The organism is Amycolatopsis sp. NPDC054798 (assembly GCF_053611505.1).
Map to the genome: position 1 here is coordinate 20,017 of NZ_JBSHAM010000068.1, position 24,546 is coordinate 44,562.

Below are 24,546 nucleotides of genomic sequence, written 5' to 3' on the forward strand. Positions count from 1 at the left end.
CCCCGATCCCGTGCTAAAACAGTGCGGCGATGGGAAAACTGACCCGCCGGGCCCGGGCCACGGCCGACTATCTCTTCTTCGTCGGAGCCGGGGAATGGCCGGTCGCCGTGTCCGCGCTCGGCGTCGTGCTCGGGGCGGTCACGATCCTGCCGAGCGCGTTCGGCGTCGCGGTGTCGATCGTCGCGCTCCTGCTCGGTCTGCTCACCCTCGTGCGGGACATCCGCTTACTGCGGAAACGCTGGGCCGGTTACGAGTTCACCGCGATCGCCGCGCCGTTCCCGACCGCGGACACACCCCCGCCGCGCGCCTATCCCGACGCGCAGTACCTGGCGATTCCCGCCCGCGGCACGGCATTGGTCAGCGACGCCATCGACGCGGCGCTCGCCGAAAGCACCTTCAGCATCACCGTCGCCGAAGACCCGTACCGGCTGCCCGCGAAGCTGAAGGCCACCGCGCCGCACGTGCTGCCGTTGCGAGCACGCGGCAGGTTGCTGTTCAACGGCCCGATCGTCGGCATGCGCGGCGAACCACTGCCAGCTACCGGAGCGCGCCCGGCACCGATCGTCCTGCATCGCGCCCGGTTTTTCGACGCGGTGTGCACGAATGAACTGGCGTCGCTGCGCATCACGAACACCGTCGACGGCCGTGAGTACGACCTGCGCCGCGAGGAACTGACCGACTCGTCCGGCGCGCTTCGCACCCTCGCCGCGAGCACGCTCGCCGATCTCGCCGGCGTGTCCACGATCGCTTTCACCTCCGACGGCCTGCTCGTCGTCGTTCGCCAGTCGGCCCGGAATTCGGCCAGCGGCCTGCTGCTCGCTCCGTCCGGAAGCGGCAGCCTGGAACCGCAGGATCTCCTTACCGCGCAAGGAGGAACTCGCCGGACGCTGCACACCGCGGTGTGCGCCGGAATGGAACGCGAACTGTGCGAGGAAGCCGCGGTCCGGCCCGGCGAAATCTCGTCGACGCGGCTGACCGGTTTCGCCCGCTGGCTCGAACGCGGGGCCAAACCGGAATTCTTCGGCGTCACCCAGCTGTCCGTCGACAGCGCCGAACTCACCAGCCGCCGGGCGAAGGGCGCGGAGCGGCTCTACAGCGCCGGGGTCACCGTTCTCGAAGTCGACCTGGCCGCGCTAGGCCAAGAACTCGCGGACGGAGTACCGCTGATCGAAGCGTCCGGGCTGCCGTCGCGGCTGCGCGAAGACGGTTCCCTGCCGCTCTTGCTGTGCCTGCGCAGTGCCGCGCTGAGGGTCAGTACTCGTTCTTGATGACGAAGTACGACCCGCGGATCGTCCCGGCCAGCTTCGACTTCTGCCGCGCGAACTTGAACTTGTCGGCGAGTTCCTCCGGGACGTCCATCCCGTCGGAGAGCTTGAACCCCACGGCCCGTTTGCCGGACTCCGCAAGGGTGTACATGACGTTGACCGACAGGCCGCTCTCGTAGAAGACGTAAGCCATCCGGATGCCGTCGACCTCGAATTCGGTGGCCTCCAGCGGCCGCGAGGAAATGACGAGATCGCGTTCTTCCCGGAGAATCCGGTGCACCCAGTCCACGGTCTCCGGGACGTCGGCCGCGGGCTCGACGGTGAAGACGTGGTCGTACTTGTTCTTGAAGTAGCGCGCCTCGTTGGCCCGCAGCCCGGCGAGCGCATCCGCGACCGGAGAAGACTCTAGGCCGACAGTCGAAACGGTGGTGAAATCGACGGCGTAGGACATGGTCCGCACTCCCGGGCTGAGGTGATCGCTACGCCCGGAGAATACCTCGGCACGACCGTCCGGCAACTGCGACGCTTTCCGGGAGCACCCGATGACGAGCACGCTTTTCCTGGTCCACGGCGGGTTGTGGGACGACATGGACGCCAGCCGGTTCTGGACGCTGCCGGGAATCACCGGCGGTCTCCGCCGGACCGGCCGCCCGGTGCTGGCCCCGGACCGCCTCCGCCGGGCACCGGACTGGCCGGCCGAAGCCGCCCACCTAGCGACCTTCCTGCCCCGCCAGCCGGTCGCCGTCGTCGCCGGTTCGAATGGGTGCTCCGCCGCGGTCCGTCTCGCACTGGCCTTTCCGGATCGGGTCGACCGGCTGTTGCTCGCCTGGCCCGCCACCGCCGTGGACGTCAGCGCCGAACTGGCCGCGCGCGGCGCCGGGCAGGAGACCATCGACGCCTTGCTGAGCGGTCAGACCCTGCGCGGGGCCACCGACGACGAACTGGCCGCTCTCGCGATGCCGGTCAGCGTGCTTCCTTCGGTCCCGGACAACCCGTTCCACCAGCGCCGCACTGTCGATTCCCTCCGGCAGGTCCTGCCCGGCTGCGCGGAGCTGCCCGGCTGCCCGGAACCGCCCCGGCCCGGCTTCGAGTCCCATCTGGACGGCCTGCTCGCCTCGATCTCCAGGTTCGCCGACGGCTGAGCCCGGTGGTTTCCCCCGCGGACACCAGGTGGGGGAATTTCGTGCAGGGCCTACGGTGGCTTGGTGCGCAACCACCTGATCGACCTGGCCGCGGCGCTCGCCGTGCTCGGACTGACGCTGGCCGGCGAACTGCCGGACGCGAACCGTCCCTGGTTCTGGCCGATCGCGGTCGCGGTGATGTTCCTGGCGGTGCTGCTGCGCCGCCGGTTCCCGTTGAGCACGATGCTGGTGTCGGTCGGGGTCGCGCTGGCCACGCCGCCGCTCTGGGGCACCTCGGTCACCCTCTACACGGTCGCGTCGCAGCGCGGGCTCCGGTGGCCGACCGCGGTCGCCGTGCTGGCGGAAACCGGGCTGGTGGTGTCGTTCGTCCGGCCGTCGAGCCTGCCGGGCTGGAAGACGTTCGGGCTCGCGCTCGTGATGGAGATCGTGGTCCCGACTCTGGCCGGACTGTGGATGCACCAGCGCGCGGCCTTGCTCGCGGCCCTGCGCGACCGTGCGGAACAGGCCGAACGCGAGCGCGACCTGCTCGGCGAGCGGGCCGTGACGGCCGAGCGGCGGCGGATCGCGCGCGAGATGCACGACGTCGTCGCGCACCGGGTCAGCATCGTCGCGCTGCAGGCGGGCGCGCTTTCCGTGCGGGCGAAGGACGACGAGACCGCGCAGCTCGCCGAGGTGATCCGCGAATCGAGTTCCGCCGCGCTCAACGAATTGCGCGACATCCTGCAGGTGCTCCGCGACGACAGCCAGGAGCCGCGCGCGCTGCCGGACCCGACGCTGGGCGGGGTCCGCCAGTTGGCCGACGACCTCGCCGCCGCCGGAGCGCAGATACGCGCCAGCCTGCCGGACCCGATGCCGGACGTGCCCGATCCGATCGGGCGCGCGGCGTACCGGATCGTGCAGGAAGCCCTCACCAACGCCGCGAAACACGCGCCGGGAACGGAAATCGACGTGCGGCTGTCCGCCTCCGACGACGACCTGGTGGTCGAGGTGGCCAATCCGCTCGCGGATTCGGCCGGGCTGCCCGGCGCGGGCTACGGCGTGATCGGCATGCGCGAACGCGTCACGCTGACCGGCGGAACGCTCCGCGCCGGTCCGGACGGCGCGGGCAGCTACCGGGTGCGGGCCGCGTTCCCGTTGCGAGCGGAGGAATCGTGCTGAAAATCCTGCTGATCGACGACGAAGTGCTCGTGCGCAGCGGCATCCGGATGATCCTGGAGTCCGATCCGGGGATCGAGGTGGTCGCGGAAGCCGGCGACGGCCGCGAAGTGCTCGCGCTGGTCCGCGAGCACCGGCCGGACCTCGTGCTCACCGACGTGCAGATGCCCGAGGTCGACGGCCTGGAAGTGACCCGCCTGGTCACTGCCGAACCGGACGCGCCCGCGGTGGTCGTGCTGACGACGTTCGACCTCGACGAGTACGTGCACGAAGCGCTTCGCCACGGTGCCACGGGTTTCCTGCTGAAGGACACGCCGCCCCGCGAGCTGGTCAAAGCGATGCACGTCGTCGGCAGCGGCGAGGCGATGCTGTCGCCGTCGATCACGCGGCGGCTGCTGACGCACTTCGCCACCGCCGCCACCCCGACGTCCGCCCGCGCCCGGCTCGAACCGCTGACGCCGCGCGAACGCGAGGTCGCGGTGGCCGTTGCGCAAGGGTCGAGCAACGCCGAGATCGGCCGCGCGCTAGGGCTCAGCGAGGCGACTGTGAAGGTCCACTTGGGACGGATCATGGCGAAGACCGAGGCCGCGAACCGCACCCAGGTCGCCATCCTGGTGCACGACGCCGGGCTCGCCTGAATCGTTACCCCGCAACGGGTTGCCAGGCCCTATGCTCGACGCCGGGTCGGGGGGCCGTTTCCGAGGGGACCCCCATGCTGCCGCCGAAACCGACCGGACCAAGCTACGAGGACGCGCCACCGCCGCCGACGGAACCACGCGGCACGAACGGCTTCGCGATCGCGTCGCTGGTCCTCGCCGTCCCGGCGTTCAGCCTGCCGCTCAGCATCGCGTTCGGGATCCTCGCGCTCCGTCAGATCCGCGTGTCCGGCAACCCGGGCCGCGGGCTCGCGATCGCCGGGCTGTCGATCAGCGGCGCGTGGCTGGCGGTGCTCCTGATCGGGCTCGCCGTGGCCGGTCCTTCAGCCAGTTCGGACCCGCTCTTCCACGCCAGCCCAGGCGATTGCTTCCGCTCGGGGACCAAGGCCAGTCCCGTCTCCTGCGAGGACGCGCACGACATCGAGGTATTCCGCCTGCTGCCCGGCGGCGACGCCGATTCGCTCCGCAGCGCGTGTGCTGCCGAAGCCAAGCAGTACTTCGCCAGCAGCGTCCCGCCGGACTACATTCATCTGGGCGCGCGGCAACCGTCCAAATCAGACTCCCCAGAGCAGCACGCGGTGTGCACGCTCGAGACCGACTTCCCCACCACTGGCCGGGTCGTGCACTGACCGGTCAGGGCGCTCCCGGCGGCACGAACGGCAGCCCGCCCGGAGCGCCCGCCTCCGCCAGCGCCATCAGCATTCCGGTGTCCACTTCGGACTGTATCGCGTCGGCCAGCCGGTCCAGCATGTCCTCGCGCAGGTCCGCGAACCCCGGCGCGCCCTCGGCCGCCTGCCATTCGACGCCCGCCTGCGCCGCGGCTTCGGCCAGCCAGGCGCGACGGAACCCGTCGTTCTCCAACGCACCGTGCCACGTCGTGCCCCACACCGAACCGACGCGGTAACCGTCCAAAAAAGACTCCGCGTCCGCCGGAGCGGCACTGCCGTGGTGGATCTCGTACGCATCGACGCGATGTCCGCGCCACTCACCGGTCGGACGGCCGAGCACCTTCTCCCCCGCGAACGTGACGCGCGTCGGCAACAACCCCAGCCCGTCGACGAGACCGGCCCCGGATTCGACATCGTCCTCAATGGACTCCGCCAGCATCTGGTACCCGCCGCAGATCCCCAGCACCGGACGTCCCGCCGCGGCCCGCGCCGTCACCGCGTCTGCCAAACCTCGCGTGCGCAACCACTTCAGATCGTCCACAGTGGCCCGTGAACCCGGCAGCACCACGAGATCCGCCGCGGCAACAGTATCCGGGTCAGCGGTCAGGCTCACTGTCACGCCGGGCTCCGCCGCGAGCGCGTCCACGTCGGTGGCGTTGGAGGCACGCGGGAACCGGACGACCGCGACCCGCAACCCCCGCTGCGCCGCTTCGTGTCGCCAGCCAGCCGCGGCGAGGGCGTCTTCGGAGTCGATCCACACGCGGTCCAGCCACGGCAGCACGCCGAGCACCGGCCGCCCGGTGACCTTCTCCAGGCTGTTCAACCCAGGCCGCAGCAATCCGACGTCGCCGCGGAATTTGTTCACCAGCCAGCCCGCCACCAGCGCCTGGTCCTCGGCCGACAACAGCGCGAGCGTGCCGAACATCGCCGCCAGCACCCCGCCGCGGTCGATGTCGCCGACGACCAGCACCGGCAAGGAGAACCGCCGCGCCAGACCCATGTTCACGTAGTCGCCGGAACGCAGGTTGATCTCCGCCGGACTTCCCGCTCCCTCGCAGACGACGAGGTCAAACCGTTGCCGCAACTCGGCAAACGCGCCGAAAGCGATCTCGGCGAGCCCAGCGCGCCCGGTCGCGTACTCCCCGGCTTCGAGGGTGCCGTACGGCTTGCCGAGCGCGATGACGTGGCTGCGCCGGTCGCTGCCCGGCTTGAGCAGCACGGGATTCATCGCCGCTTCCGGCTCGACCCGCGCGGCCCGCGCCTGCAGCCATTGCGCGCGGCCGATCTCCGCGCCGTCCCCGCAGACCATGGAGTTGTTCGACATGTTCTGCGCCTTGAACGGGGCGACCCGCACCCCGCGCCGCGCGAACCACCGGCAGATTCCGGCGGTGACCAGGCTTTTCCCAGCGTCCGACGTGGTCCCGGCGATCAGCAGCCCGCTCATCGCGCCACCGTAATCCTCGCTGCTGGTGGTCCGGCGCACCGCCCCATCTCGCCCCTCAACCCCTTCACCGAGCCACCGCGATCCGCGCCGCTGCCGATCCGACGCACCGTCCCGCCCCGCGGCCACTTCGCCGAGCCACCGCGATCCCCGCCGCCACCGCCAGCGCCGCCGCCCCGACCAACCGCGACAACCGCACTGCCCGGCGCAAATCGCTCGCCCCCGGCGGACGTCCGTCCCCCAGCGTGCTCCGGCGTTCGACCTCGCCGTGATACGTATTCGTGCCGCCGAGCCGGAGGTCCAGCGCCCCGGCGAACGCCGCCTCGACCTGCCCGGCGTTCGGGCTCGGGTGCGCGCTCCCGTCCCGCCGCCAAGCGCGCCAGGCCGACCGCGCGCGCCCGCCGGCCAGCGGCGCGGTCACCGCGGTCAGCACGGCACCGACGCGCGCCGGCACCAGATTCGCCCAGTCGTCGGTGCGCGCGGCGAACCAGCCGAAGTTGCGGTGCCGGGGCGAGCGGTAGCCGACCATCGCGTCGAGCGTGTTCACCGCGCGGTACCCGAGCAGCCCCGGCACGCCCGCGACCGCGCCCCACAGCAGCGGCGCGACGACGGCGTCGGAGGTGTTCTCGGCGATCGATTCGGTGGCCGCGCGGGTCAGCTCGGCCGCGTCGAGGCCGGTGGCGTCGCGCGCGCAGAGGTGGCTGAGCCGCTGCCGAGCGGCGGACAATTCACCCGATTCGAGTAATCGCGCCATTTCGTGCCCCTCCGCGGCGAGCCCGCGGCCGCCGAGGACGACCCAGGTCGCCGCCGCGGTCAGGACAAATCGGACAACCAACCGGTCCCGAGCGGCCCTCTCGGCGAGAAAACCCAGCCCGGCGGCCGACCCCGCGCAGACCGTCGCGTAGGCCGCCCCGCGCGGTTTGGAATCGGCCCACCACCAGCGTTCCAGCTGGCCAGCGGCGGTGCCGAACACCGCGACCGGATGCCCCCGGCGCGGGTCGCCGAACCACGCGTCGGCGGCGTATCCGGCGATCATCCCGGCCGCGGTGACGGCTTGTCGGAGTGGCACGTGGCGAACCGTAGCGCGCGGGAGAGAATGCCGGGTATGACCAAGCTGACGCACCGGCTCGCCGGGTCTCTCGAAACCCTGGCGCAGGCCCTCCGCCGGTACGGACGCGACGACGGCAAGGTGCTCGTTCTCGGCGGGGTTCGCTCGGGCAAGTCGAGGCACGCGGAGCGGCTCGTCGCGCACCACCCCCACCTCGTGTACGTCGCTCCCGGCCTGCCCCCGTCGGCCGACGACCCGGAATGGGCCGCCCGCGTCGAGGCGCACCGGGCCCGCCGCCCGCGCCACTGGACGACGATCGAGACCACCGATCTGGCGACCGTGCTGCGCAACGCGACGAGCCCGCTGCTGATCGACTGCCTCGGCACCTGGCTGTCGCGCGTGCTCGACGAGGTCGGCGCGTGGACGGGCAAAACGGGCTGGGAGCGCAGACTGGACGACCGGCTCGAGGACTTCCTGGCCGCGTGGAGCCAGGCGCGGGTGCCGATCGTCGCGGTCAGCAACGAGGTCGGCAGCGGTGTGGTGCCCGCAACGGTGTCCGGGCGGCTGTTCCGTGATGTGCTGGGCGCACTCAACAACCGGGTGTCCGCCGAGAGCGACCGCGTGTCGCTCATCGTCGCCGGGCGGGCGCTCGACCTTCCGTAAGGAGCCAGCCGTGCCGCGTTTCGCCATCCCCGTCCCGGACGCCGCCGCCCGCGCCGCCGCCCTCGAGCGGTTGGACGACCTGGTCAAACCGGTCGGCTCGCTCGGCAGGCTGGAAGAACTCGCGGCCTGGCTGAGCGCGGCGCACGGGACGGTCCCGCCCCGCCCGCTGGACGACGTCCGCGTGGTCGTCTTCGCGGGCGACCACGGGGTGTCGGCGCAGTCGGCGTACCCGCGCGAGGTCACCGCGGCGATGGTGCGCGTGTTCCTGGCCGGGCGCAGCGGGGTGACGGTGCTCGCGGCGCAGGTCGGTGCGAAGGTGCGGGTGGCCGACATCGCCGTGGACTGGGACGCCACAGATGTTCCCGAGGAAGTCACTGCCCACAAGATCCGCCGTGGCTCGGGTGCCATCGACGTCGAGGACGCGTTGGCCCCCGGTGAGGCTCTCGCGGCGTTCGAGGCCGGGCGTGCCATCGCTGCCTCGGAGTCCACTGCGGACGTTCTCATCCCCGGCGACATGGGCATCGGCAACACGACTGTTTGCGCCGCTGTAGTGGCTTCGGCCTTGGGACTCCCCGCGGCTGAAGTGGTCGGCACCGGCACCGGCGTGTCCGGGGAGGCTTTGGAACGCAAGACCGCGGTCGTCGCCGCTGCCCTTTCGCGCCGCCCGGTGACCGACCCGTTCGACCGCCTGACGGCACTGGGCAGCGCCTGCCTCGCCGCGACGGCCGGGTTCCTGGTGGAAGCGGCCGTCCGCGGAATCCCGGTGCTGCTGGACGGGATCTTCTCGGCGACGGCGGCGTTGGTGGCCCGGGACATCGCGCCCGGAGCGGAGCAGTGGTGGCTGGCCGGGCATCGTTCGACGGAACCCGCGCAAGCGTTTGCTTTGAAGGCGCTGGGGCTGACGCCGATCCTGGACCTCGGCTTGCGGCTCGGCGAGGGCAGCGGAGCGGTGCAGGCGGTGCCGACCCTGCGGGCGGCGCGCGCGGTGATCGCGGAGATGGGCCTGCTGGCGGATCTCGGGTGAGTGGGGTGCGCGGGGATTGGGGTTCGGCTTTGGCCGCCGGGGTTCAGTTGACGGCTCGGCGCGGCTGCCACTTGACGGCTCGGCTCGGTGTTCGCTTCGCCGGGAAACGCCCCAATGTGGCATTGGGTGCATCTGACGCACCCAATGTGGCATTCGGTGCGTCCCACGCACCCAATGCCACATTGGGGCACAAGCTGTGACCCCGTTCAGCGACGGCCTCCGCCTGGCCGTCGGCACCCTGACCACCGTCCCGGTCCCCGCCCCGCGCACGATCGACCGGCGGGTCGCTGGCGTGGCGATGACGCTCGGCCCGCTCGCCGCGCTCCCTCTCGCCGCGGTGGCGGGGCTCATCGTGGCGGGCGGGAACGCGCTCGGTCTGCCCGCGCTGGCCGTCGCCGCGCTCGCGCTCGGGGCCGTCGCCTTGGGCAGCCGCGGGTTGCATCTCGACGGGCTCGCCGACACCGCCGACGGGCTCGGCGCCTCCTACGACCGCGCGAAAGCGCTCGACGTCATGCGCCGCGGCGATTCCGGGCCCACCGGCGTAGCGACGCTGCTCTTCGTACTGCTCGTCCAAACCGGCGCGCTGGCCGGCGCGATCGCGCACGGGCACGGGATCGCCGCCGCGGTCCTGTCCGTCCTGTGTGGACGATGCGTGCTTTCGCTGTGCTGCGCGCGAGGAGTCCCGTCGGCCCGGCCGGAGGGGCTCGGCGCGACTGTCGCCGGGTCAGTCCCGGTTCTGGTGGCCGCGGGGGTATTCGTACTGGCGGCGGGGTGTGCCGCGGGGACGCCGGGATTGCCGTGGTGGCGAGGGGTTCTCGCGGTCGCGCTCGGTTACGCGGCGGCGGCGGCGTTGCTGGCCCGGTGTGTCCAGCGCCTCGGCGGAGTGACCGGCGACGTCCTCGGCGGTTGCGTCGAGGTGGCGGTGGCCGCGGCGTTGCTGGCGACTGCCTGAAGCACCCAGCGCGGCACCTCCCGTTACTCCGTAAACGAAATCGCCGCCGGGTCCGGCAGCGACACGGGCGGATCGCCGACGTGGATCGCGTCAGGCACCGTGAGGTCGACGCTCACCGAACCCGGCGACCAGCTGGAGATGACCTCCGCCTGGTCCACTTGGGCGAGCAGCACCTGGTTCCCCTCCAGGACCCGACGGAGTACCGCGCGCTCATCCGCGTTCAACGGCCGCGTCATACGAAGTACTCCTCGATCCACGCACCCTCCGTACGCACGGATTCCGCACGCACCTTCCCCGCGAAGTCGTCGATCGCCGCGTCGACTTCCGCGACCGGGCGCACGGTGCCGCACACAACCTGAGACCAGTCGTCGATCGCCTGCCAGCCGCCGGGCGCCCGGCAGATCCGCAGCGACCACCGGTCTTCCAACGAGAGCGAGACGAACTCGAAGTCTGACCGGCTTGCCTCCGGGCGGGCTTTCCACTTCCGCAGCGCCACGGCGAGTTCCGCCACTGGGAACGATTTTTCGGCGTACAGGACGATTCCGTCGTCCGCCACCTCAAGGTCGGCTTCCACATTGACGAAGACGTCGCCCTTGCTCCGGTAGTGCAGGTCCGAAGTGTCGAAATGGGAGTAAGCGAAGCTCAGCATCGCAAGTCCATCTCCATAGGTCGTCTCCAGTGTCCGTCCGTTCACGACGGCCCGCCCAGCAATCGCGCGCAGCTCTCGCAGGACAAGCTACCCGCCGCAGCCCACCGCTCGCCGCTCTATTTCCGCAGCCAGGCTGCGGCCGGAGCCGGTCGCGTGTTACCAAGGACGTGACGACCGACCGAAAGGACCTCGTGGCACCCAGCTACCTCGACCGCCGCCGCTTGTTCCGATTGTCCGCAGCGGCCGGTCTTTCGGTTTTCAGCGCGGTTGCCTGCAGTTCAGCACCGGAGAGCCCAGAAGCAGTGCCGCCTCCGGACGGCGTGCTCGGCGCGAATTTCAACGCCGATCCGGACACCATGGGCTGGGACGAGCTTCAGCGGTCCGGCGCGAAATGGGTGCGCGGGTTCACCGCGATGCCCGAGCTGGACAAGCACGACGCCACCGAAAACCCGACCGTCAAGACCCTGCTGCAAGCGGCCGAGCGCAAGTACGGAACCGTGCTGTCCCTCAAATTCCCGTACTTTCCCGATTCCCACCAGCGGATTCCGCGCCCCGGAAGCCCGGAGATGCGGGCCGACCTCGCGCGGGTCGACAAACTGCTGCCCGCGGTCATGGGCAAGGTCGACATCCTGGTGATCGGCAACGAACCGTTCATCGAATGCCCGCGGTCCGACTGGAACAACGGCGCGCTCAACGATTTCTACGAAACCATCGCCGCCCACGTGATCGAGTATCGCGCGCAGCACAACGGGAAGACCGTCCTCTACCTGGGTGCGCTCAACAATCTCGACGATCCGAAGTGGACCGGCGCGGGCACCGAACGCTGGCTGAAGTACGTCCGCGACACGCCGGAGATCGAAGGCAGCGACCTTCATCCGCACGTCGGCGCTCCGGGCGACGTCCAGCCCTTCCTGGACTACGTCCTGCCCAGGCTGGGCGGCAAGAAGTTCCTCGTCACCGAGTTTTCGCTGGTCCAACTGTGGAAGAAGCATCTCGCCGACCCGGTCTCCGCCGAGTACGCGGCCAAATACGGCGTTCCCCACGACACCAAGGTCTGGCAGGTCATCCGCAACGCACTGCGCCAGCCCTTCCCGAAACCGCGTTGGGACGATTTCCTCCGCACCAGCCCGTGGTTCGAGAACAACAAGCACTTCCTGACCGAGCAGATGACGAAGTTCCGCGCGACCGGCAAGCTCGCCGTGGCCACCTACGGCATCGACCAGGGCATCGCCGCGCTCAAGGGCCGGGATTTCGGGCCGGAAACCCCGCCGTGGCTGCTGAACAGCGTGTTCGCCCGGGCGACTGTGCAGAAAAATCCCGACGGCACGATCGCGCCGAATTACGCCTGGCTGGAGGAATTCACCGCGCTCCAGAAGCGTTAGCCAACTCAGCGAGGAAAGCATCCGTCGTCGCCCGGTCGCGAACGGCGATCCGAAGATGATCTGGCCCCAGGCCAGGGAAAGTGTCACCACGGCGGACGGCGTAGCCCGCTTCGCGCAGCCTCAGCCGGACGTCCGCCCCGCCGGGGATTCGGATCAGCACGAACGGGCCGCGCGGGGCGCCAAGCACGGGGATCCCCAGTGCGGCTAGGCCGGATTCCAGGTAATCGCGGTCTGCTTCCGCGGCGGCAGCCAGTTTTTCGGCTTCCTCCAGCGCGGCGGGACGGCAGCAAGCGACCGTCGCGACGGCCGCCAAAGTGGACACCGACCATGGCGGTTGAACCGAGCGCAGCCGGGCGATCAGGGCTGGTTCGCCGAGCACGTATCCGGCCCGCAGGCCCGCCAACCCCCACGTCTTGGTGAGGCTTCGCACCACCACAACACCTGGAATGCGTTCCCCGGCAAGGCTTTCGACCTCTCCGGGGACGGCGTCGAGGAAGGCTTCGTCCACCACGAGAACGCGGCCAGGACGCGTCAGCTCGCGGACGGAATCGGCTGGGTGCAGGACCGAGGTCGGGTTGGTCGGGTTGCCGACGAAGACCAGATCGGCCGAAGAAGGGACCGACCGAGGGTCGAGGCGGTAACCGTCCACTTCAGACAGCAGGACGCGGTCGACCTGGTGTCCGGCGGCGAGCAGCGCGGCTTCCGGTTCGGTGAATTGCGGATGGATCACCACGGCGTGCTTAGCCGGAAGCGAAGCCAGCAGCGTGAACGCCTCCGCGGCGCCAGCGGTCACCAGGACGTCGTCGAAATCCCGGCCATGCCGCGCGGCAACGGCTTCCGCGGCCTGGGTCGGATCCGGGTAGGCGGCCAGATCGTCCAAGGCGGCAGCGAGTTCCGCGCGAAGCCACGCTGGCGGGGCCGGGAGCCGGACGTTCACGGCCAGATCGACAAGACCCTCGCCGACTTCGCGGTCGCCGTGATGATGCAGGTCGTACTCAGCCATGGACCGCCGCCAGGGAATGCGCGCGCACTCGCGAGGCGAAACGGTCCGCGAGCTCGGGATGCCCGGCCCAATGAACGTGCAGGTAAGACGCGTGCAGCGACGCCGAAGCGAACCCGTCCAGGCTGCGGTCCCAGCCCCACGCAGCGGTTTCGCCGTGCGCGGGAGCGATTTCGGTGCGATGGAACTCGTGCCCGGTGACCCGCTGTCCGACCGCTGCGAGCACATTGTCCGCGACCGAGACTGCCCGGCGATAGCCGAGTTTCCCGCGCGAAGTCATGGTCGCGTCCGCCGCGACGGCACCCACCATCGGCAGCCCGTCGAGAGACCGGCAGAGATACAGCAAACCCGCGCATTCCGCGCTCACCGGCATGCCCGCGTCGATCGCCGCGCCGACAGCCGTCCGGAGTTCCACATTGGACGACAGCTCGGCGGCGTGCACCTCAGGGAAACCGCCGCCGAAGTACAAGCCCGCGCACCCGGGCGGCAAAGCCTTGTCCCGCAAAGGATCGATATCCACGACGTCGATCCCGCGAGCGGCCAGCAGTTCGATGTTCTCGGCGTAGCGGAAGGTGAACGCCGGACCGCCCGCGGCGGCGAGTGTCGCACGTGGACGCTCGAAAACCGGCCCCGGATCCCATGCCGCGCCAGTCAGTGCGGGAGCACTCCGGGCGACCCGCACGACGGCTTCGAGATCGACCCCGGCAGCGACCCAGTCCGCCAGCTCCGGCAGCAGCCGCTGAGACTCCGCGGCCCGTTCGGCGGCCGGAACCAGCCCGAGATGCCGGCTCGGCGCGTGGACATTTTCGTTGCGCCGCAACGCACCGAGCAGCGGAACGCCCGTCGCCTCCAGCGCGGTGACGATCTCGTCCTCGTGTCGTTGCGAGCCCAGTTTGTTCAGGATCACCCCGGCAAGCCGGACGCGCGTGTCGTACTGGGCGAACCCCAGCACCGTCGCCGCGACGCTGCGCGAGGCCGCCGAGGCGTCGACCACCAGCACGACCGGCGCGTCGAGCAGTCGCGCGACATGAGCGGTCGACGCGTAGCCTTCAGTGCCCAAAGCGCCGTCGAAAAGGCCCATCACGCCCTCGATGACAGCGATGTCCGCGCCCGCGGAACCGTGTCGCAGCAACGGAACCAGAATTTCCTCGCTCTGGAGGAACGGGTCCAGATTCCGCGCGGGACGGCCGGTGGCGAGCGAATGGTAGCTGGGGTCGATGAAATCCGGGCCGACCTTGTGCCCGGACACGGCGTGCCCGGCGGCGCGCAACGCGGCCATGAGCCCGGCCGCGATGGTGGTTTTGCCGTGCCCGGAACCGGGCGCGGCAATGACGACCCGTGCTACCACTCGATCCCCCGCTGGCCCTTCTGCCCGGCGTCCATCGGGTGCTTCACCTTCGTCATTTCGGCGACCAGATCGGCGGCCTCGATCAGTTCCGGCGGCGCGTACCGGCCGGTGATGACGACGTGCTGGTGCCCGGGCCGGGAAGCCAGCGCGGACACCACGTCCTCCACTTCGAGCCAGCCCCATTTGAGCAGGTAGCTGAATTCGTCCAGGACGTAGAAATCGTGCGTCTCGGCGGCGAGCCGGCGTTTGATTTCCGCCCAGCCCTCGCGGGCGTTCGCGGCGTGGTCCTCATCGGACCCTTGTTTGCGCGACCAGCTCCAGCCCTCGCCCATTTTGTGCCACTCGACCGGACCGCCCTGCCCGGTGTCGTCGTGCAGCTTGCCGAGCGCCTTGAACGCGGCCTCCTCGCCGACGCGCCATTTCGCCGACTTCACGAACTGGAACACGCCGATCGACCAGCCCTGGTTCCACGCGCGCAACGCCATTCCGAACGCGGCGGTGGATTTCCCTTTCATCTCGCCGGTGTGCACGGCGAGCAGCGGACGGTTGCGGCGCTGCCGCGTGGTGAGCCCGTCCTTCGGCACGACGGCCGGTTTTCCCTGCGGCATCAGGCAGCCCTTCCCGTCCGTTCGCGCACTGCCGAAGCCAGCGATTCAGCGGCCACATCGGACAGTGGCACGTGCTCGGCTCCCAAGTGCCCGGCCAATTCCGCGGCGAGGCCGAGGCGCATCCGGCCGGTCTCGCAGTCCATCACGATCGTCGTCACGCCGGCCAGCAAACCCGCGGCGGCTTTGGCCCGGGCCACCGCGTCCGAACCGCTCGTGGCGCGGCCGTCGGTGACCAGCACCAGCAGCGGCCGCCGCCGCGGATCGCGGATCGACTCGACCCGCAACACCCGCGCGGCCTCCAGCAATCCCTCAGCGAGCGGTGTGCGTCCGCCGGTCGGCAAGCCGTCCAGCCGCGCCGCAGCGGTCTCGACACTGATCGTCGGCGGGAGCGCCAGGGCGGCGTCCGCGCCGCGGAACGTGACCAGCCCGACCTTGTCCCGCCGTTGGTAGGCGTCCAGCAGCAGGGAAAGCACCGCGGTCTTCACTTCCCGCATCCGTGCCCGCGCGCCCATCGAGCCCGACGCGTCCACACAGAACAGCACCAGGTTGCCTTCGCGGCCCTCGCGCAACGCGAAGCGCAAGTCCGGCGATCGCACTTCCAGGCCGGGACCTGACCGGCCTCGCGCCCGCTGATGCGGTGCCGCAGCACGGATCGTCGCGACCAAGTGCGGACGTCCGTCGCGCACGCTGGGCGGCTGCACGCCAATCGTCCGGCCGGTGTCGGTGATGGCGCGCGAGCGGCGGCCGCGTTCGCCTTCGCCGGTGCCCTTCACCCGGAACACCCGGGCGCGAAACGTATCCCCGGCACCGACCGTCTTCTGCGGCGAAGACCCATTGCCCGACGGGGCCGGAGTTTCGCCGCTGTCAGCGGGCGGAGCGCCATCGGAAGGACCGCCGTCCGGAACGGGGCCACCGTCGTCCGGACCGGGGCCGCCCTCGCCAGGACCGTCGTCGTCCGGTCCCTCCGGAGGCGGCTGCGAATCCTCGAGCGCCTGTTCCAGCTGCTCCTCGGAAATCCCCGGCGCGTCGAACGGATTCCGCCGCCGCCGGTGCGGCAGCGCGAGCCGGGCCGCGACCCGGATGTCCTCGGTGGTGACCTCCTCGCGCCCGGCCCACGCCGCGTGCGCGACCGCCGTCCGCGCCGTCACGATGTCCGCGCGCATGCCGTCGACCTCGAACGACGCGCACACCTCGGCGATCTGCCTCAGCGCCTCGTCCGGCAGCTTCACCGACGGCAAAAGCCGTTGCGCCGCTTCGATTTCCGCCGCCAAAGCCGCGTCCGCCGAGGCGTAGCCGTCCGCGAAACCGTCCGGATCCGCTTCGTAGGCCAGCCGTCGCCGGACCACCTGGACGCGCTGCTCCGGATCGCGGCTCGACGCGACCTCGACGGTCAGCCCGAACCGGTCGAGCAGCTGCGGCCGCAGTTCGCCTTCCTCCGGGTTCATCGTCCCGATCAGCACGAACCTCGCCGCGTGCGAAACGGAAACGCCCTCGCGCTCGACCGTCGCGCGGCCCATCGCCGCCGCGTCGAGCAGCGTGTCCACCAGGTGGTCGTGCAGCAGGTTGACCTCGTCGACGTACAGCAGCCCGCGGTGCGCGGCGGCCAGCAGGCCGGGCTGGTAGTCGGTGACGCCCTCGGCCAGCGCCTTCTCCAGGTTCAGCGAGCCGACGACCCGGTCCTCGGCCGCGCCGACCGGCAGTTCGACCAGCCGCGCCGGCCGCCGGTGCGCGGGAACGCCCGCCGCGTGCGGGCCGTCCGGGCAGCCGGGGTCCGGGGTGGCCGGGTCGCAGGAGAACCGGCACCCGTCCACCACGTCGACGCCCGGCAGCAGCCCGGCGAGGGCGCGCACCATGGTCGACTTCGCGGTGCCCTTCTCGCCTCGCACCAGCACCCCGCCGACCGCGGGCGAGATCGAGGACAGGACGAGCGCCAGACGCAGGTCCGGCATCCCGACGACAGCGGTGAACGGATAGGGCTTCAAGAGCACTCCCTCGTGGGTCGGCGTCCGGCCGATCATCGCACAGCGAAGCCTTCGCTTAGGGTGGGAAATCGTGCGCGAAGAATCACGCCTGACGGTGGTCGGGATCGGGGCCGACGGGTGGGCCGGGCTCACTCCCGCGGCCCGCGACGCCGTGCGGCAGGCGGACGTCGTGCTCGGTTCGGAACGGCAGCTGAAATCCCTGCCCGGGGACATCCGCACCCAGCCGTGGCCCAGCCCGCTGCTTCCGTCGCTCGACGAGATCCTGGCCGCGCAAACCGGTCAGGTCTGCGTGCTGGCGAGCGGCGATCCGTATCTGTCCGGCATCGCCACCACCCTCCGTGACCGCGGCTACGCACTCGACGTCCACCCCGCCGTCTCCTCGGCGACGCTGGCCCGCGCGCGGCTCGGCTGGTCCTTCGAGGAAACCGAGGTCGTGACGGTCGTCGGCCGCGCCGTCCACCGCGTCGCGCGAGCGCTGGCGCCCAACCGGAAAGTGCTGGTACTGGGCGGCTCCGCAGCGGAACTGCGCGAGCTGCTCAACGCCCGCGGCTACGGCGATTCCTCCCTGACCGCCTTGGAAAACCTCGGCGCGGACGACGAACGGATCACCGACGGCTGGACCCACGACCCCGGCCCGCTCACCGTCTTCGCCCTCCTCTGCCAAGGCCCCGGCCTCCCGCTCACCGGCCTCCCCGACGACGCCTTCGAACACGACGGCCAGCTCACCAAACGCGACGTCCGCGCGTCCGCCCTCGCCCGCCTCGCGCCGGCTCCCGGCGAACTCCTGTGGGACGTCGGCGCGGGCGCGGGCAGCATCGGCATCGAATGGTCCCGCGCGCACCCGCTGAACCGCGCCGTCGCGATCGAACGCGATCCCGCGCGCGCGGAACGCATCCAGCGCAACGCCAATGCCCTTGGCGTGCCGGAATTACAGGTGGTCACCGGACCGGCGCCCGACGCGCTGGCCGGGCTCCCCCGCCCGGACGCGGTCTTCGTCGGCGGCGGCCTGACCGTGCCCGGCGTCCTCGACCGGTGTGTCGAAACCGACGCCCGGATCGTCGCGCACGGTGTCACCCTCGAAGCCGAGCAGATCCTGGCCGCCGCGTACGCGCGGCACGGCGGGGAACTGCAACGGATCTCCGTGGAGCACGCGAAACCGCTCGGCGGGTTCACCGGCTGGACACCGTCCCGCGCAGTAACGCAGTGGAGCTGGAAATGACCGTTTACTTCATCGGCGCCGGACCGGGCGCGGCCGACCTGATCACGGTGCGCGGCCGCGACCTGCTCGCGCGCTGCCAGGTGTGCCTGTACCCGGGCAGCATGACGCCGACTGACCTGCTCGCCTACTGCGCGCCGGACGCCGAACGCGTCGACACCGCGAACCTCAGCCTGGACCAGATCACCGCGAAGCTGATCGACGCGCACCGGGCCGGGCACGACGTCGCGCGGCTGTGTTCGGGTGATCCGTCGCTGTACAGCGCGGTCGCCGAGCAGGTCCGGCGGCTGGAGCCGGAAGGCGTGCCGTACGAGATGGTGCCCGGGGTCCCGGCGTTCGCCGCCTCCGCCGCCGTGCTCGGCCGGGAACTGACCGTCCCGGGCATCGGGCAGAGCCTCATGATCACGCGCGCGCAGGCGCGGTCTACCGCGATGCCGGACGCCGAAACGCTCGAAAACTTCGCCCGCACCGGCACGACTCTCGCGCTGCACCTGGCGATCAACCACATCGAGCGCGTCACCGGAGAACTCGCCGGACACTACGGCGAGGACTGTCCCGCGGCCGTCGTCGCGCTGGCCAGCCAGCCAGGGGAAACCGTGGTGCGGGGCACGCTCGCCGATATCGCCGCTCAAGCGAGGGCCGCCGGGATGACCCGCGCGGCCACGATTTTCGTCGGCCGGGTCCTCGCCGCGGGCGGGTTCCCGGACAGTTTCCTGTACTCGAGCACCCGGGACCGGGCGAGCCAACCGGAGTCGTTGTGACCGAACTGCGCTGGGGCCTGCTGGCCACCGGGACCATCGCCGCCGAATTCGCCGCGGGCGTCGAGCAAAGCCGCCACGGCGTGCTCGCCGCGGTGGCCTCGCGCACAGCCGACCGGGCGCGCGATTTCGCTGCCAGGTACGAAATCCCGAAGGCGTACGGCAGCTACGAAGAACTCCTCGCCGACCCGGACGTCGACGCGGTTTACGTCGCCACCCCGCACGCGCAGCACGAGGAATGGGCGATCCGGGCGGCCGAAGCGGGCAAGCACGTGCTGTGCGAGAAGCCGCTCACCCTCACCGCGCCCGACGCCGAGAAAGTCATCGACGCCGCGCGGCGCAACGACGTTTTCCTCATGGAAGCGTTCATGTACCGAATGCATCCGCAGACGCGACGGCTGGTCGAGCTGATCGAAAGCGGCGCGATCGGCGAAGTCCGGGCCGTGGACGTCACGTTCAGCTTCGATTCCGACGAGAACGACGCGGCCCGGCTGGGCGACCCCGCGCTCGGCGGCGGCGGAATCCTCGACGTCGGCTGCTACTGCACCTCGCTGGCCCGGCTGGTTTCGCAGGCCGCGACCGGAAAACCGGCGGTGGAGCCGACGCGCGTCACCGGCATGGCGCGGCTCACCGAAAGCGGCGTCGACGAGTTCGCGATGGGCCTGCTGCGGCTGCCCGGCGACATCATCGCCCAGCTGTCCTGCGGCTATCTGCTCGCGCAGGACGACCACATCCGGGTCTACGGCACCGCCGGCCAGCTGTACGTGCCGAAACCCGCGTGGATCCACCAACTGCGCGCGCCGGGCGTTTCGACGATCGTGCTGACTCCGTCGGACGGCGAGCCGGAGGTCATCGAAATCGAAGCCACACAAGGTGTTTACGCCCGCGAAGCGGATTACGTCGCCGCGCACGTCGCCGACCGGCAGGGCCCGGAACTGACCTGGGCCGAAACGCTCGCCAACATGCGCACCCTCGACCGGTGGCGCACGGCCGTCGGGTACGGGCGATGACGGTTCTGATCCTGGGCGGCACCGCGGAGGCCCGCGACCTCGCCGCCCAGCTGCACGAACGCGGCGTCGCGGTGATCTCGTCCCTGGCCGGACGCGTCACGCGGCCGCGCCTGCCCGTCGGCGAAGTGCGGATCGGCGGCTTCGGCGGTGTCGAAGGACTCACCGCCTGGCTGCGCGAAAACGACGTGCGGGCGGTGGTCGACGCCACGCATCCGTTCGCGGAACGCATCGGCGCCAACGCTTTCCACGCCGCCCAAGCTGCTGGCCTCCCCCTCCTGCGGCTCGCCCGCCCGGGCTGGCAGCCGACCGGCGGCGACCGCTGGCACTGGGCCGACGACCTCGAAGAAGCCGCCGCGCTCCTGCCCGGCCTCGGCTCCCGCGTGTTCCTCACCAGCGGCCGCCAGGGCCTGGCCGCGTTCGCCGACCTCGACCCGCTGTGGTTCCTGATCCGCTGCGTCGACCCGCCCGGCCAGCCGCTGCCGAGAGCGCACGAGGTGGTGCTCGACCGCGGCCCGTTCCGTCTCGACGGCGAACGCGCGCTGATGACCGAACACGACATCGACGTCCTGGTCACCAAGGACAGCGGCGGCGCGATGACCGCCGCGAAGCTGACCGCCGCGCGGGAACTCGGCCTGCCGGTGGTCGTCGTGCGCCGCCCGCCCCGACCGTCCACAACGGAAACCGCGGATGTAGCCGCCGCTGTCGAATGGGTGCTCAACCAATGAACCAACCGTTTTACGACGTCCTGCATCGCCGCCGCGACGTCCGCGCCGAGTTCACCGGCGAACCGGTCGACGACGCCGTGCTCACCCGGGTGCTCGAAGCCGCGCACGCCGCGCCGAGCGTCGGGATGAGCCAGCCGTGGGACTTCGTGCTGGTCCGCGACCCCGGCACGCGCGAGGAATTCGCCCGGCACGTGCACGAGGAACGCGACGTGTTCGCCGCGTCGCTGGACGGCGAGCGCGCGGAGACGTTCTCCAGGATCAAGGTCGAAGGCATCCGCGAATCGAGCCTCGGCATCGTCGTCACCTACGACGAGCAGCGCGGCGCCCCGGCCGTGCTCGGGCGGCACGCGATCGCCGACGCCGGGCTGTACTCGGTGTGCCTGGCGATCCAGAACCTGTGGCTCGCCGCGACCGCGGAAGGGCTCGGCGTCGGGTGGGTGAGTTTTTACCGCGAACCCGTGCTCGCGAAGCTGCTCGGCATCCCCGCCGGGATCCGGCCGGTGGCCTGGCTTTGTATAGGACCGGTAACGAATCTCGCCGAGGTTCCGGACCTCGAACGGCACGGCTGGCGCAGCCGCGCGCCGCTGGCCGGCGCGGTACACCACGAGCGGTTCACCCCGCGGGACGAGGGGTCCGCGCAACCGCGCCGACCCTGACCCAATAGATTTCCTCTAATGCGTCCGATTGCCGTAGTGCTGGGGTTGCTTTCGGCGCTGTGCGCCCTGGCCTATCCCTTCCTGCCGGTCGTGCAGGACACCGCGGAAGTCGTCTGGCCCACCGCCTCCGACACGCGTGCCGTCAACGCGCCCTTGACCGGGTACTGGGCACAGGACCTGAAGGCCGAGCTGCCCTGCGAGACGATCCGCTCGCTCGACGCGCGCACGAACGGCCCCGCGCTGCTGTTCTCGACCGTCCCGGACGGGCGCACCGGCAAGCACGCGGCCAACGGCGTCGGCCTGCAGCTGCGCGTCGACAACGGCGTGCTGCTCGCGTCCAGCCAGGGCCAGCAGATCGCGCAGCAGCCGCTCCCGCAGGAGGGCTGCTCGGTCACGCTGGACTCGGACGCGACCCAGATGACGCTCACGGTCGGCAAGACCCCGATCTTCCACACCACCGGCGACGTCCGGCCGCGGGTGCTCGGCATCTACTCCTCGATCACCTCCGCGCGCGACCCGATCGCCGGGCTGCACGTGTCGGTCGTCCCGGACACCCGCTACCAGACCTCGCCGACCGCGCTGAAGGTCGTCGTCGGCATCCTCGCCGCGCTGTCGTTCCTCGGCTGCCTGATCGCGGTCTGGCGGATGGACTCCGGGTTCGCCCGCCGCGCGCCGCGCTGGGCCCCGGTCGGCTGGTGGCGGCTGACCGGCCGCGACGCGACGGTGTTCGGCGTGCTCGGCGCGTGGGTGTTCATCGGGCCGGTGACGTCGGACGACGGCTACATCCTCACCATGGCCCGGGTCACCGAGGCCACCGGCTACCTCACGAACTACCACCGCTGGTTCGGCGTCGCGGAGGCCCCGTTCGGCTGGTTCTACCACCTGTACGAGCTGATGACGCACGTCAGCACGGTGCCGCCGTGGATCCGGCTGCCCTCGTACCTGCTCGGCGTGATCAGCTGGCTGCTGATCAGCCGCGAGGTGATGCCGAGGCTGGGCACCCAGGTCCGCCGCAGCCGCGCGGCCGGCTGGGCCGCCGCGGCGGTGTTCCTGGTCTGGTGGATGCCCTACAACAACGGCGTCCGGCCGGAACCGGTCGCCGCGCTCGGGTCGCTGCTGGCGATCTGCGCGGTCGAACGCGCGCTGGTCACCCGCCGCCTGCTGCCGCTGTGCCTCGGACTGACCGCGGCCGCGTTCACCCTCGCCGCGACGCCGACCGGGCTGATCGCCGTCGCCCCGTTCCTGGTCGCCGGGAAACCGCTGTTCAAGCTGGTCCGGCAGCGGTCGGCGAGCGGCTGGCTGCCGATGCTCGCGCCGATCCTCGCGTCCGGCTTCCTGGTGCTCGTGGTGATGTTCGCCGACCAGACGTTCGCGACCGTCCAGGAGGCCACCCGCATCCGCACCGCGGTCGGCCCGAACCTGTCGTGGTTCCAGGAACTCGCGCGGTATCAATTGCTGTTCGAGAACCTGCCGGACGGCTCCGCGCCGCGCCGGTTCCCGGTGCTGCTCGTGCTGCTCTGCACGGTCACCTGCCTGGTGGTGCTGCTGCGCCGCGGCCGGATCCCCGGCGCCGCGCTCGGGCCGAGCCGCAGGCTGATCGGCACCACCGCGCTGTTCTTCCTGCTGCTCGCGCTGACCCCGACGAAATGGACGCACCACTTCGGCGCGTTCGCCGCGGTCGGCGCGTCGATGGCGGCGCTCACCGCGCTGGCGACCAGTTCGACCGTGCTGCGCTCCAACCGCAACCGGGCGGCGTTCCTCGCGGTGCTGCTGGTGGTCGGCGCGCTCGCCGCGACCGGGCCGAACACGTACTGGTTCGTCTCGCGGATCGGGGTGCCGTGGACGAACGTCGCGCCGTCGATCGGCGGCGTCCCGCTGTCGACGATCCTGCTCGGCGCCGCCGCGGTCGCCGGGATCTACGCGTTCGTGGAGAACATCCGGGCGCACCGGCCAGGCCCGGCGCTGACCCAGCAGGAGGGCCGGAGCCGGTCGCTGCGGCTGGGTTCGCTGTCGCTGGTCGTGGTGTGCGGTCTCGTCGCGGCGGGCGAGATCTACACGATGGGCGCGGCGATCTACTTCCAGCGCGACAGCTACAGCCTGGGCGCGGCCAACCTCGGGCATCTGGCAGGCAAGAGCTGCAACCTGTCCGACCACGTGATGGTGGAGCGCGACGCGGCGAAGAGCATCCTGCACCCGCAGCCCGACCAGCGGACGGTGCCGGAGAAGCCGGTGACGCAGAACCCGCCGAACCCGCTGCCGAACCCGGACCAGGACAACGGCCGGGTCCAGACCGGCTTCCACACCAGCCCGGTCGACGACAAGGACCCGCTGGCCGAACCGCCGCACGGGTTCAAGCAGGACCAGGTGCCGATGTGGAGCAGCTACCTCGACACGCAGACCCGCGCCGGACGGCTGCGCAGCGACTGGTACGCGCTCACCGACCGGACCGAGAACGGCCAGATCGTGGTCGCCACCGCGAGCCAGTCCCGGCGGCCCACGTCGGTGAGCCTGGAGTACGGCGTGAACACCCCCGAGGGCGTGCGCGTGCTGCGCGGCCAGTTCGCCCTCCCGCCCGGCGCGGGCACCGGCGGCTGGAACGACACCCGGATCAACCTGCGCGACCTGCCGCCGGAAACCACGTCGGTGCGGATCGTGATGGTGGACAACGACCTCACCGAGGACGGCTGGATCGCCGCGTCCGCGCCGCGCGTGCCGACCTTCACCACGCTCACCGACAAGCTCGCGGGCAAATCGGTGTACATCGACTGGCCGGCGTCGTTCGTGTACCCCTGCGCGAACCCGGTCACCTCGCACGACGGCATCTCCGCGATGCCGGACTACCGGATCACCCCCGGCCAGCTGGCCGACGAGGCGAAGTGGGCGTCCAGCACCAACGGCGGCCCGAACGGCTGGCTCGAGGAGATCGCGGAAGAACCGGAAGTGCCGAGCTATCTGAACGGCCAGCCGTACCAGTCGTGGGGACAGCTGCTGCAGATCGAGCCTTACACGACCGGGGTCGCGCCGACGGTGCGGCACGGGGAGAAGACGGTGTGGGGCTGGTGGTCGCCTGGACCGGGGCCGTCGCAGCCGAACGGCAAGGACCCGACGCGCTAGTGCCTCGTGGGGGGGGCGTCGGGGGTTGACGCGGCGGGGCGCGGAGGCGGAGGGGGGGCGGGGTTCAGCGGGGGGGGCGGAGCG

Annotated in this window: 24 protein-coding genes; 15 read left to right on the forward strand and 9 right to left on the reverse strand. The window is 71.0% G+C overall.

Going from position 1 to position 24,546, the window contains the following annotated elements; translation table 11 throughout:
• The first annotated feature begins 29 nt into the window (after positions 1 to 29).
• Entirely contained in the window at positions 30 to 1,268 is a 1,239-nt protein-coding gene (locus ACWGIC_RS32490; protein ID WP_452079718.1) for a hypothetical protein, read from the forward strand.
• On the opposite strand, the gene ACWGIC_RS32495 is transcribed toward ACWGIC_RS32490, so the two are convergent.
• On the reverse strand, positions 1,252 to 1,716 hold the full coding sequence (locus tag ACWGIC_RS32495) for a phage tail protein (RefSeq protein WP_452079719.1): 465 nt from the start codon (positions 1,714 to 1,716) through the stop codon (positions 1,252 to 1,254). The two genes, ACWGIC_RS32490 and ACWGIC_RS32495, sit on opposite strands and share 17 nt — an antisense overlap.
• A gap of 91 nt (positions 1,717 to 1,807) precedes the next feature.
• Here ACWGIC_RS32495 and ACWGIC_RS32500 point away from each other — a divergent pair, with 91 nt between their 5' ends.
• The 4 genes from ACWGIC_RS32500 to ACWGIC_RS32515 all read left to right on the forward strand — a co-directional run bounded on the left by ACWGIC_RS32500 (position 1,808) and on the right by ACWGIC_RS32515 (position 4,847).
• Positions 1,808 to 2,407 carry an alpha/beta fold hydrolase gene (locus ACWGIC_RS32500; RefSeq protein WP_452079720.1) on the forward strand — a complete coding sequence of 200 codons (600 nt, stop codon included), beginning with the start codon at positions 1,808 to 1,810 and terminating at the stop codon, positions 2,405 to 2,407.
• Positions 2,408 to 2,470: 63 nt separating this feature from the next.
• Positions 2,471 to 3,565, forward strand: coding sequence for a sensor histidine kinase (locus ACWGIC_RS32505; protein WP_452079721.1), 1,095 nt, complete (start codon positions 2,471 to 2,473; stop codon positions 3,563 to 3,565).
• A 2-nt stretch (positions 3,566 to 3,567) separates the two neighbouring features.
• Positions 3,568 to 4,200, forward strand: a complete 633-nt coding sequence (locus ACWGIC_RS32510; protein WP_452079741.1) for a response regulator — start codon at positions 3,568 to 3,570, stop codon at positions 4,198 to 4,200.
• 74 nt (positions 4,201 to 4,274) lie between these two features.
• Positions 4,275 to 4,847, forward strand: a complete 573-nt coding sequence (locus ACWGIC_RS32515) for a DUF4190 domain-containing protein (RefSeq protein WP_452079722.1) — start codon at positions 4,275 to 4,277, stop codon at positions 4,845 to 4,847.
• A 4-nt stretch (positions 4,848 to 4,851) separates the two neighbouring features.
• Here ACWGIC_RS32515 and ACWGIC_RS32520 read toward each other — a convergent pair whose 3' ends face one another.
• Complete coding sequence (locus ACWGIC_RS32520) at positions 4,852 to 6,330, reverse strand: cobyric acid synthase (RefSeq protein ID WP_452079723.1); 1,479 nt, start codon at positions 6,328 to 6,330, stop codon at positions 4,852 to 4,854.
• Positions 6,331 to 6,394: 64 nt separating this feature from the next.
• A complete protein-coding gene (locus ACWGIC_RS32525; protein WP_452079724.1) occupies positions 6,395 to 7,396 on the reverse strand; it encodes a cobalamin biosynthesis protein in 1,002 nt (333 codons plus the stop codon).
• Positions 7,397 to 7,432: 36 nt separating this feature from the next.
• On the opposite strand from ACWGIC_RS32525, the gene ACWGIC_RS32530 reads away from it, so the two are divergent.
• From ACWGIC_RS32530 to ACWGIC_RS32540, 3 genes are all read left to right on the forward strand, one after another.
• Positions 7,433 to 8,038 carry a bifunctional adenosylcobinamide kinase/adenosylcobinamide-phosphate guanylyltransferase gene (locus ACWGIC_RS32530; protein ID WP_452079725.1) on the forward strand — a complete coding sequence of 202 codons (606 nt, stop codon included), beginning with the start codon at positions 7,433 to 7,435 and terminating at the stop codon, positions 8,036 to 8,038.
• A 10-nt stretch (positions 8,039 to 8,048) separates the two neighbouring features.
• Entirely contained in the window at positions 8,049 to 9,062 is a 1,014-nt protein-coding gene (gene cobT / locus ACWGIC_RS32535) for a nicotinate-nucleotide--dimethylbenzimidazole phosphoribosyltransferase (RefSeq protein WP_452079726.1), read from the forward strand.
• A gap of 196 nt (positions 9,063 to 9,258) precedes the next feature.
• A complete protein-coding gene (locus ACWGIC_RS32540; protein WP_452079727.1) occupies positions 9,259 to 10,014 on the forward strand; it encodes an adenosylcobinamide-GDP ribazoletransferase in 756 nt (251 codons plus the stop codon).
• Positions 10,015 to 10,037: 23 nt separating this feature from the next.
• On the opposite strand, the gene ACWGIC_RS32545 is transcribed toward ACWGIC_RS32540, so the two are convergent.
• Together ACWGIC_RS32545 and ACWGIC_RS32550 are read right to left on the reverse strand one after the other, a co-directional pair.
• Positions 10,038 to 10,250 carry a hypothetical protein gene (locus tag ACWGIC_RS32545; RefSeq protein WP_452079728.1) on the reverse strand — a complete coding sequence of 71 codons (213 nt, stop codon included), beginning with the start codon at positions 10,248 to 10,250 and terminating at the stop codon, positions 10,038 to 10,040.
• Positions 10,247 to 10,663 (reverse strand): DUF7878 domain-containing protein, encoded by a 417-nt coding sequence (locus ACWGIC_RS32550; protein ID WP_452079729.1) that lies wholly within the window; start codon positions 10,661 to 10,663, stop codon positions 10,247 to 10,249. The genes ACWGIC_RS32545 and ACWGIC_RS32550 overlap by 4 nt, the downstream gene beginning before the upstream one ends.
• Before the next feature lie 167 nt (positions 10,664 to 10,830).
• On the opposite strand from ACWGIC_RS32550, the gene ACWGIC_RS32555 reads away from it, so the two are divergent.
• Entirely contained in the window at positions 10,831 to 12,045 is a 1,215-nt protein-coding gene (locus tag ACWGIC_RS32555) for a hypothetical protein (protein WP_452079730.1), read from the forward strand.
• Here ACWGIC_RS32555 and cobC read toward each other — a convergent pair.
• Genes cobC through ACWGIC_RS32575 form a run of 4 tightly spaced genes read right to left on the reverse strand, consistent with a single transcriptional unit; the run spans position 12,023 to position 16,983 of the window.
• On the reverse strand, positions 12,023 to 13,048 hold the full coding sequence (cobC, locus tag ACWGIC_RS32560) for an Rv2231c family pyridoxal phosphate-dependent protein CobC (RefSeq protein WP_452079731.1): 1,026 nt from the start codon (positions 13,046 to 13,048) through the stop codon (positions 12,023 to 12,025). The genes ACWGIC_RS32555 and cobC overlap by 23 nt on opposite strands.
• Positions 13,041 to 14,393 carry a cobyrinate a,c-diamide synthase gene (locus tag ACWGIC_RS32565; RefSeq protein WP_452079732.1) on the reverse strand — a complete coding sequence of 451 codons (1,353 nt, stop codon included), beginning with the start codon at positions 14,391 to 14,393 and terminating at the stop codon, positions 13,041 to 13,043. The genes cobC and ACWGIC_RS32565 overlap by 8 nt, the downstream gene beginning before the upstream one ends.
• The gene (gene cobO / locus ACWGIC_RS32570; protein WP_452079733.1) at positions 14,387 to 15,001 is read right to left on the reverse strand and encodes a cob(I)yrinic acid a,c-diamide adenosyltransferase; all 615 of its coding nucleotides are present in this window, start codon (positions 14,999 to 15,001) and stop codon (positions 14,387 to 14,389) included. The genes ACWGIC_RS32565 and cobO overlap by 7 nt, the downstream gene beginning before the upstream one ends.
• A complete protein-coding gene (locus tag ACWGIC_RS32575) occupies positions 15,001 to 16,983 on the reverse strand; it encodes a putative cobaltochelatase (protein WP_452079734.1) in 1,983 nt (660 codons plus the stop codon). The genes cobO and ACWGIC_RS32575 overlap by 1 nt, the downstream gene beginning before the upstream one ends.
• Before the next feature lie 70 nt (positions 16,984 to 17,053).
• On the opposite strand from ACWGIC_RS32575, the gene cbiE reads away from it, so the two are divergent.
• The 6 genes from cbiE to ACWGIC_RS32605 are packed head-to-tail and all read left to right on the forward strand — an operon-like array spanning position 17,054 to position 24,462.
• Entirely contained in the window at positions 17,054 to 18,202 is a 1,149-nt protein-coding gene (cbiE, locus tag ACWGIC_RS32580; RefSeq protein WP_452079735.1) for a precorrin-6y C5,15-methyltransferase (decarboxylating) subunit CbiE, read from the forward strand.
• Complete coding sequence (gene cobM / locus ACWGIC_RS32585) at positions 18,199 to 18,960, forward strand: precorrin-4 C(11)-methyltransferase (RefSeq protein ID WP_452079736.1); 762 nt, start codon at positions 18,199 to 18,201, stop codon at positions 18,958 to 18,960. Before cbiE ends, cobM begins: the two co-directional genes overlap by 4 nt.
• Entirely contained in the window at positions 18,957 to 19,967 is a 1,011-nt protein-coding gene (locus tag ACWGIC_RS32590) for a Gfo/Idh/MocA family protein (protein WP_452079737.1), read from the forward strand. Before cobM ends, ACWGIC_RS32590 begins: the two co-directional genes overlap by 4 nt.
• A complete protein-coding gene (locus ACWGIC_RS32595) occupies positions 19,964 to 20,692 on the forward strand; it encodes a cobalt-precorrin-6A reductase (protein WP_452079738.1) in 729 nt (242 codons plus the stop codon). Before ACWGIC_RS32590 ends, ACWGIC_RS32595 begins: the two co-directional genes overlap by 4 nt.
• Entirely contained in the window at positions 20,689 to 21,348 is a 660-nt protein-coding gene (gene bluB, locus ACWGIC_RS32600; protein ID WP_452079739.1) for a 5,6-dimethylbenzimidazole synthase, read from the forward strand. The genes ACWGIC_RS32595 and bluB overlap by 4 nt, the downstream gene beginning before the upstream one ends.
• Positions 21,349 to 21,366: 18 nt before the next feature.
• The gene (locus ACWGIC_RS32605; protein WP_452079740.1) at positions 21,367 to 24,462 is read left to right on the forward strand and encodes an arabinosyltransferase domain-containing protein; all 3,096 of its coding nucleotides are present in this window, start codon (positions 21,367 to 21,369) and stop codon (positions 24,460 to 24,462) included.
• Positions 24,463 to 24,546: the final 84 nt, after the last annotated feature.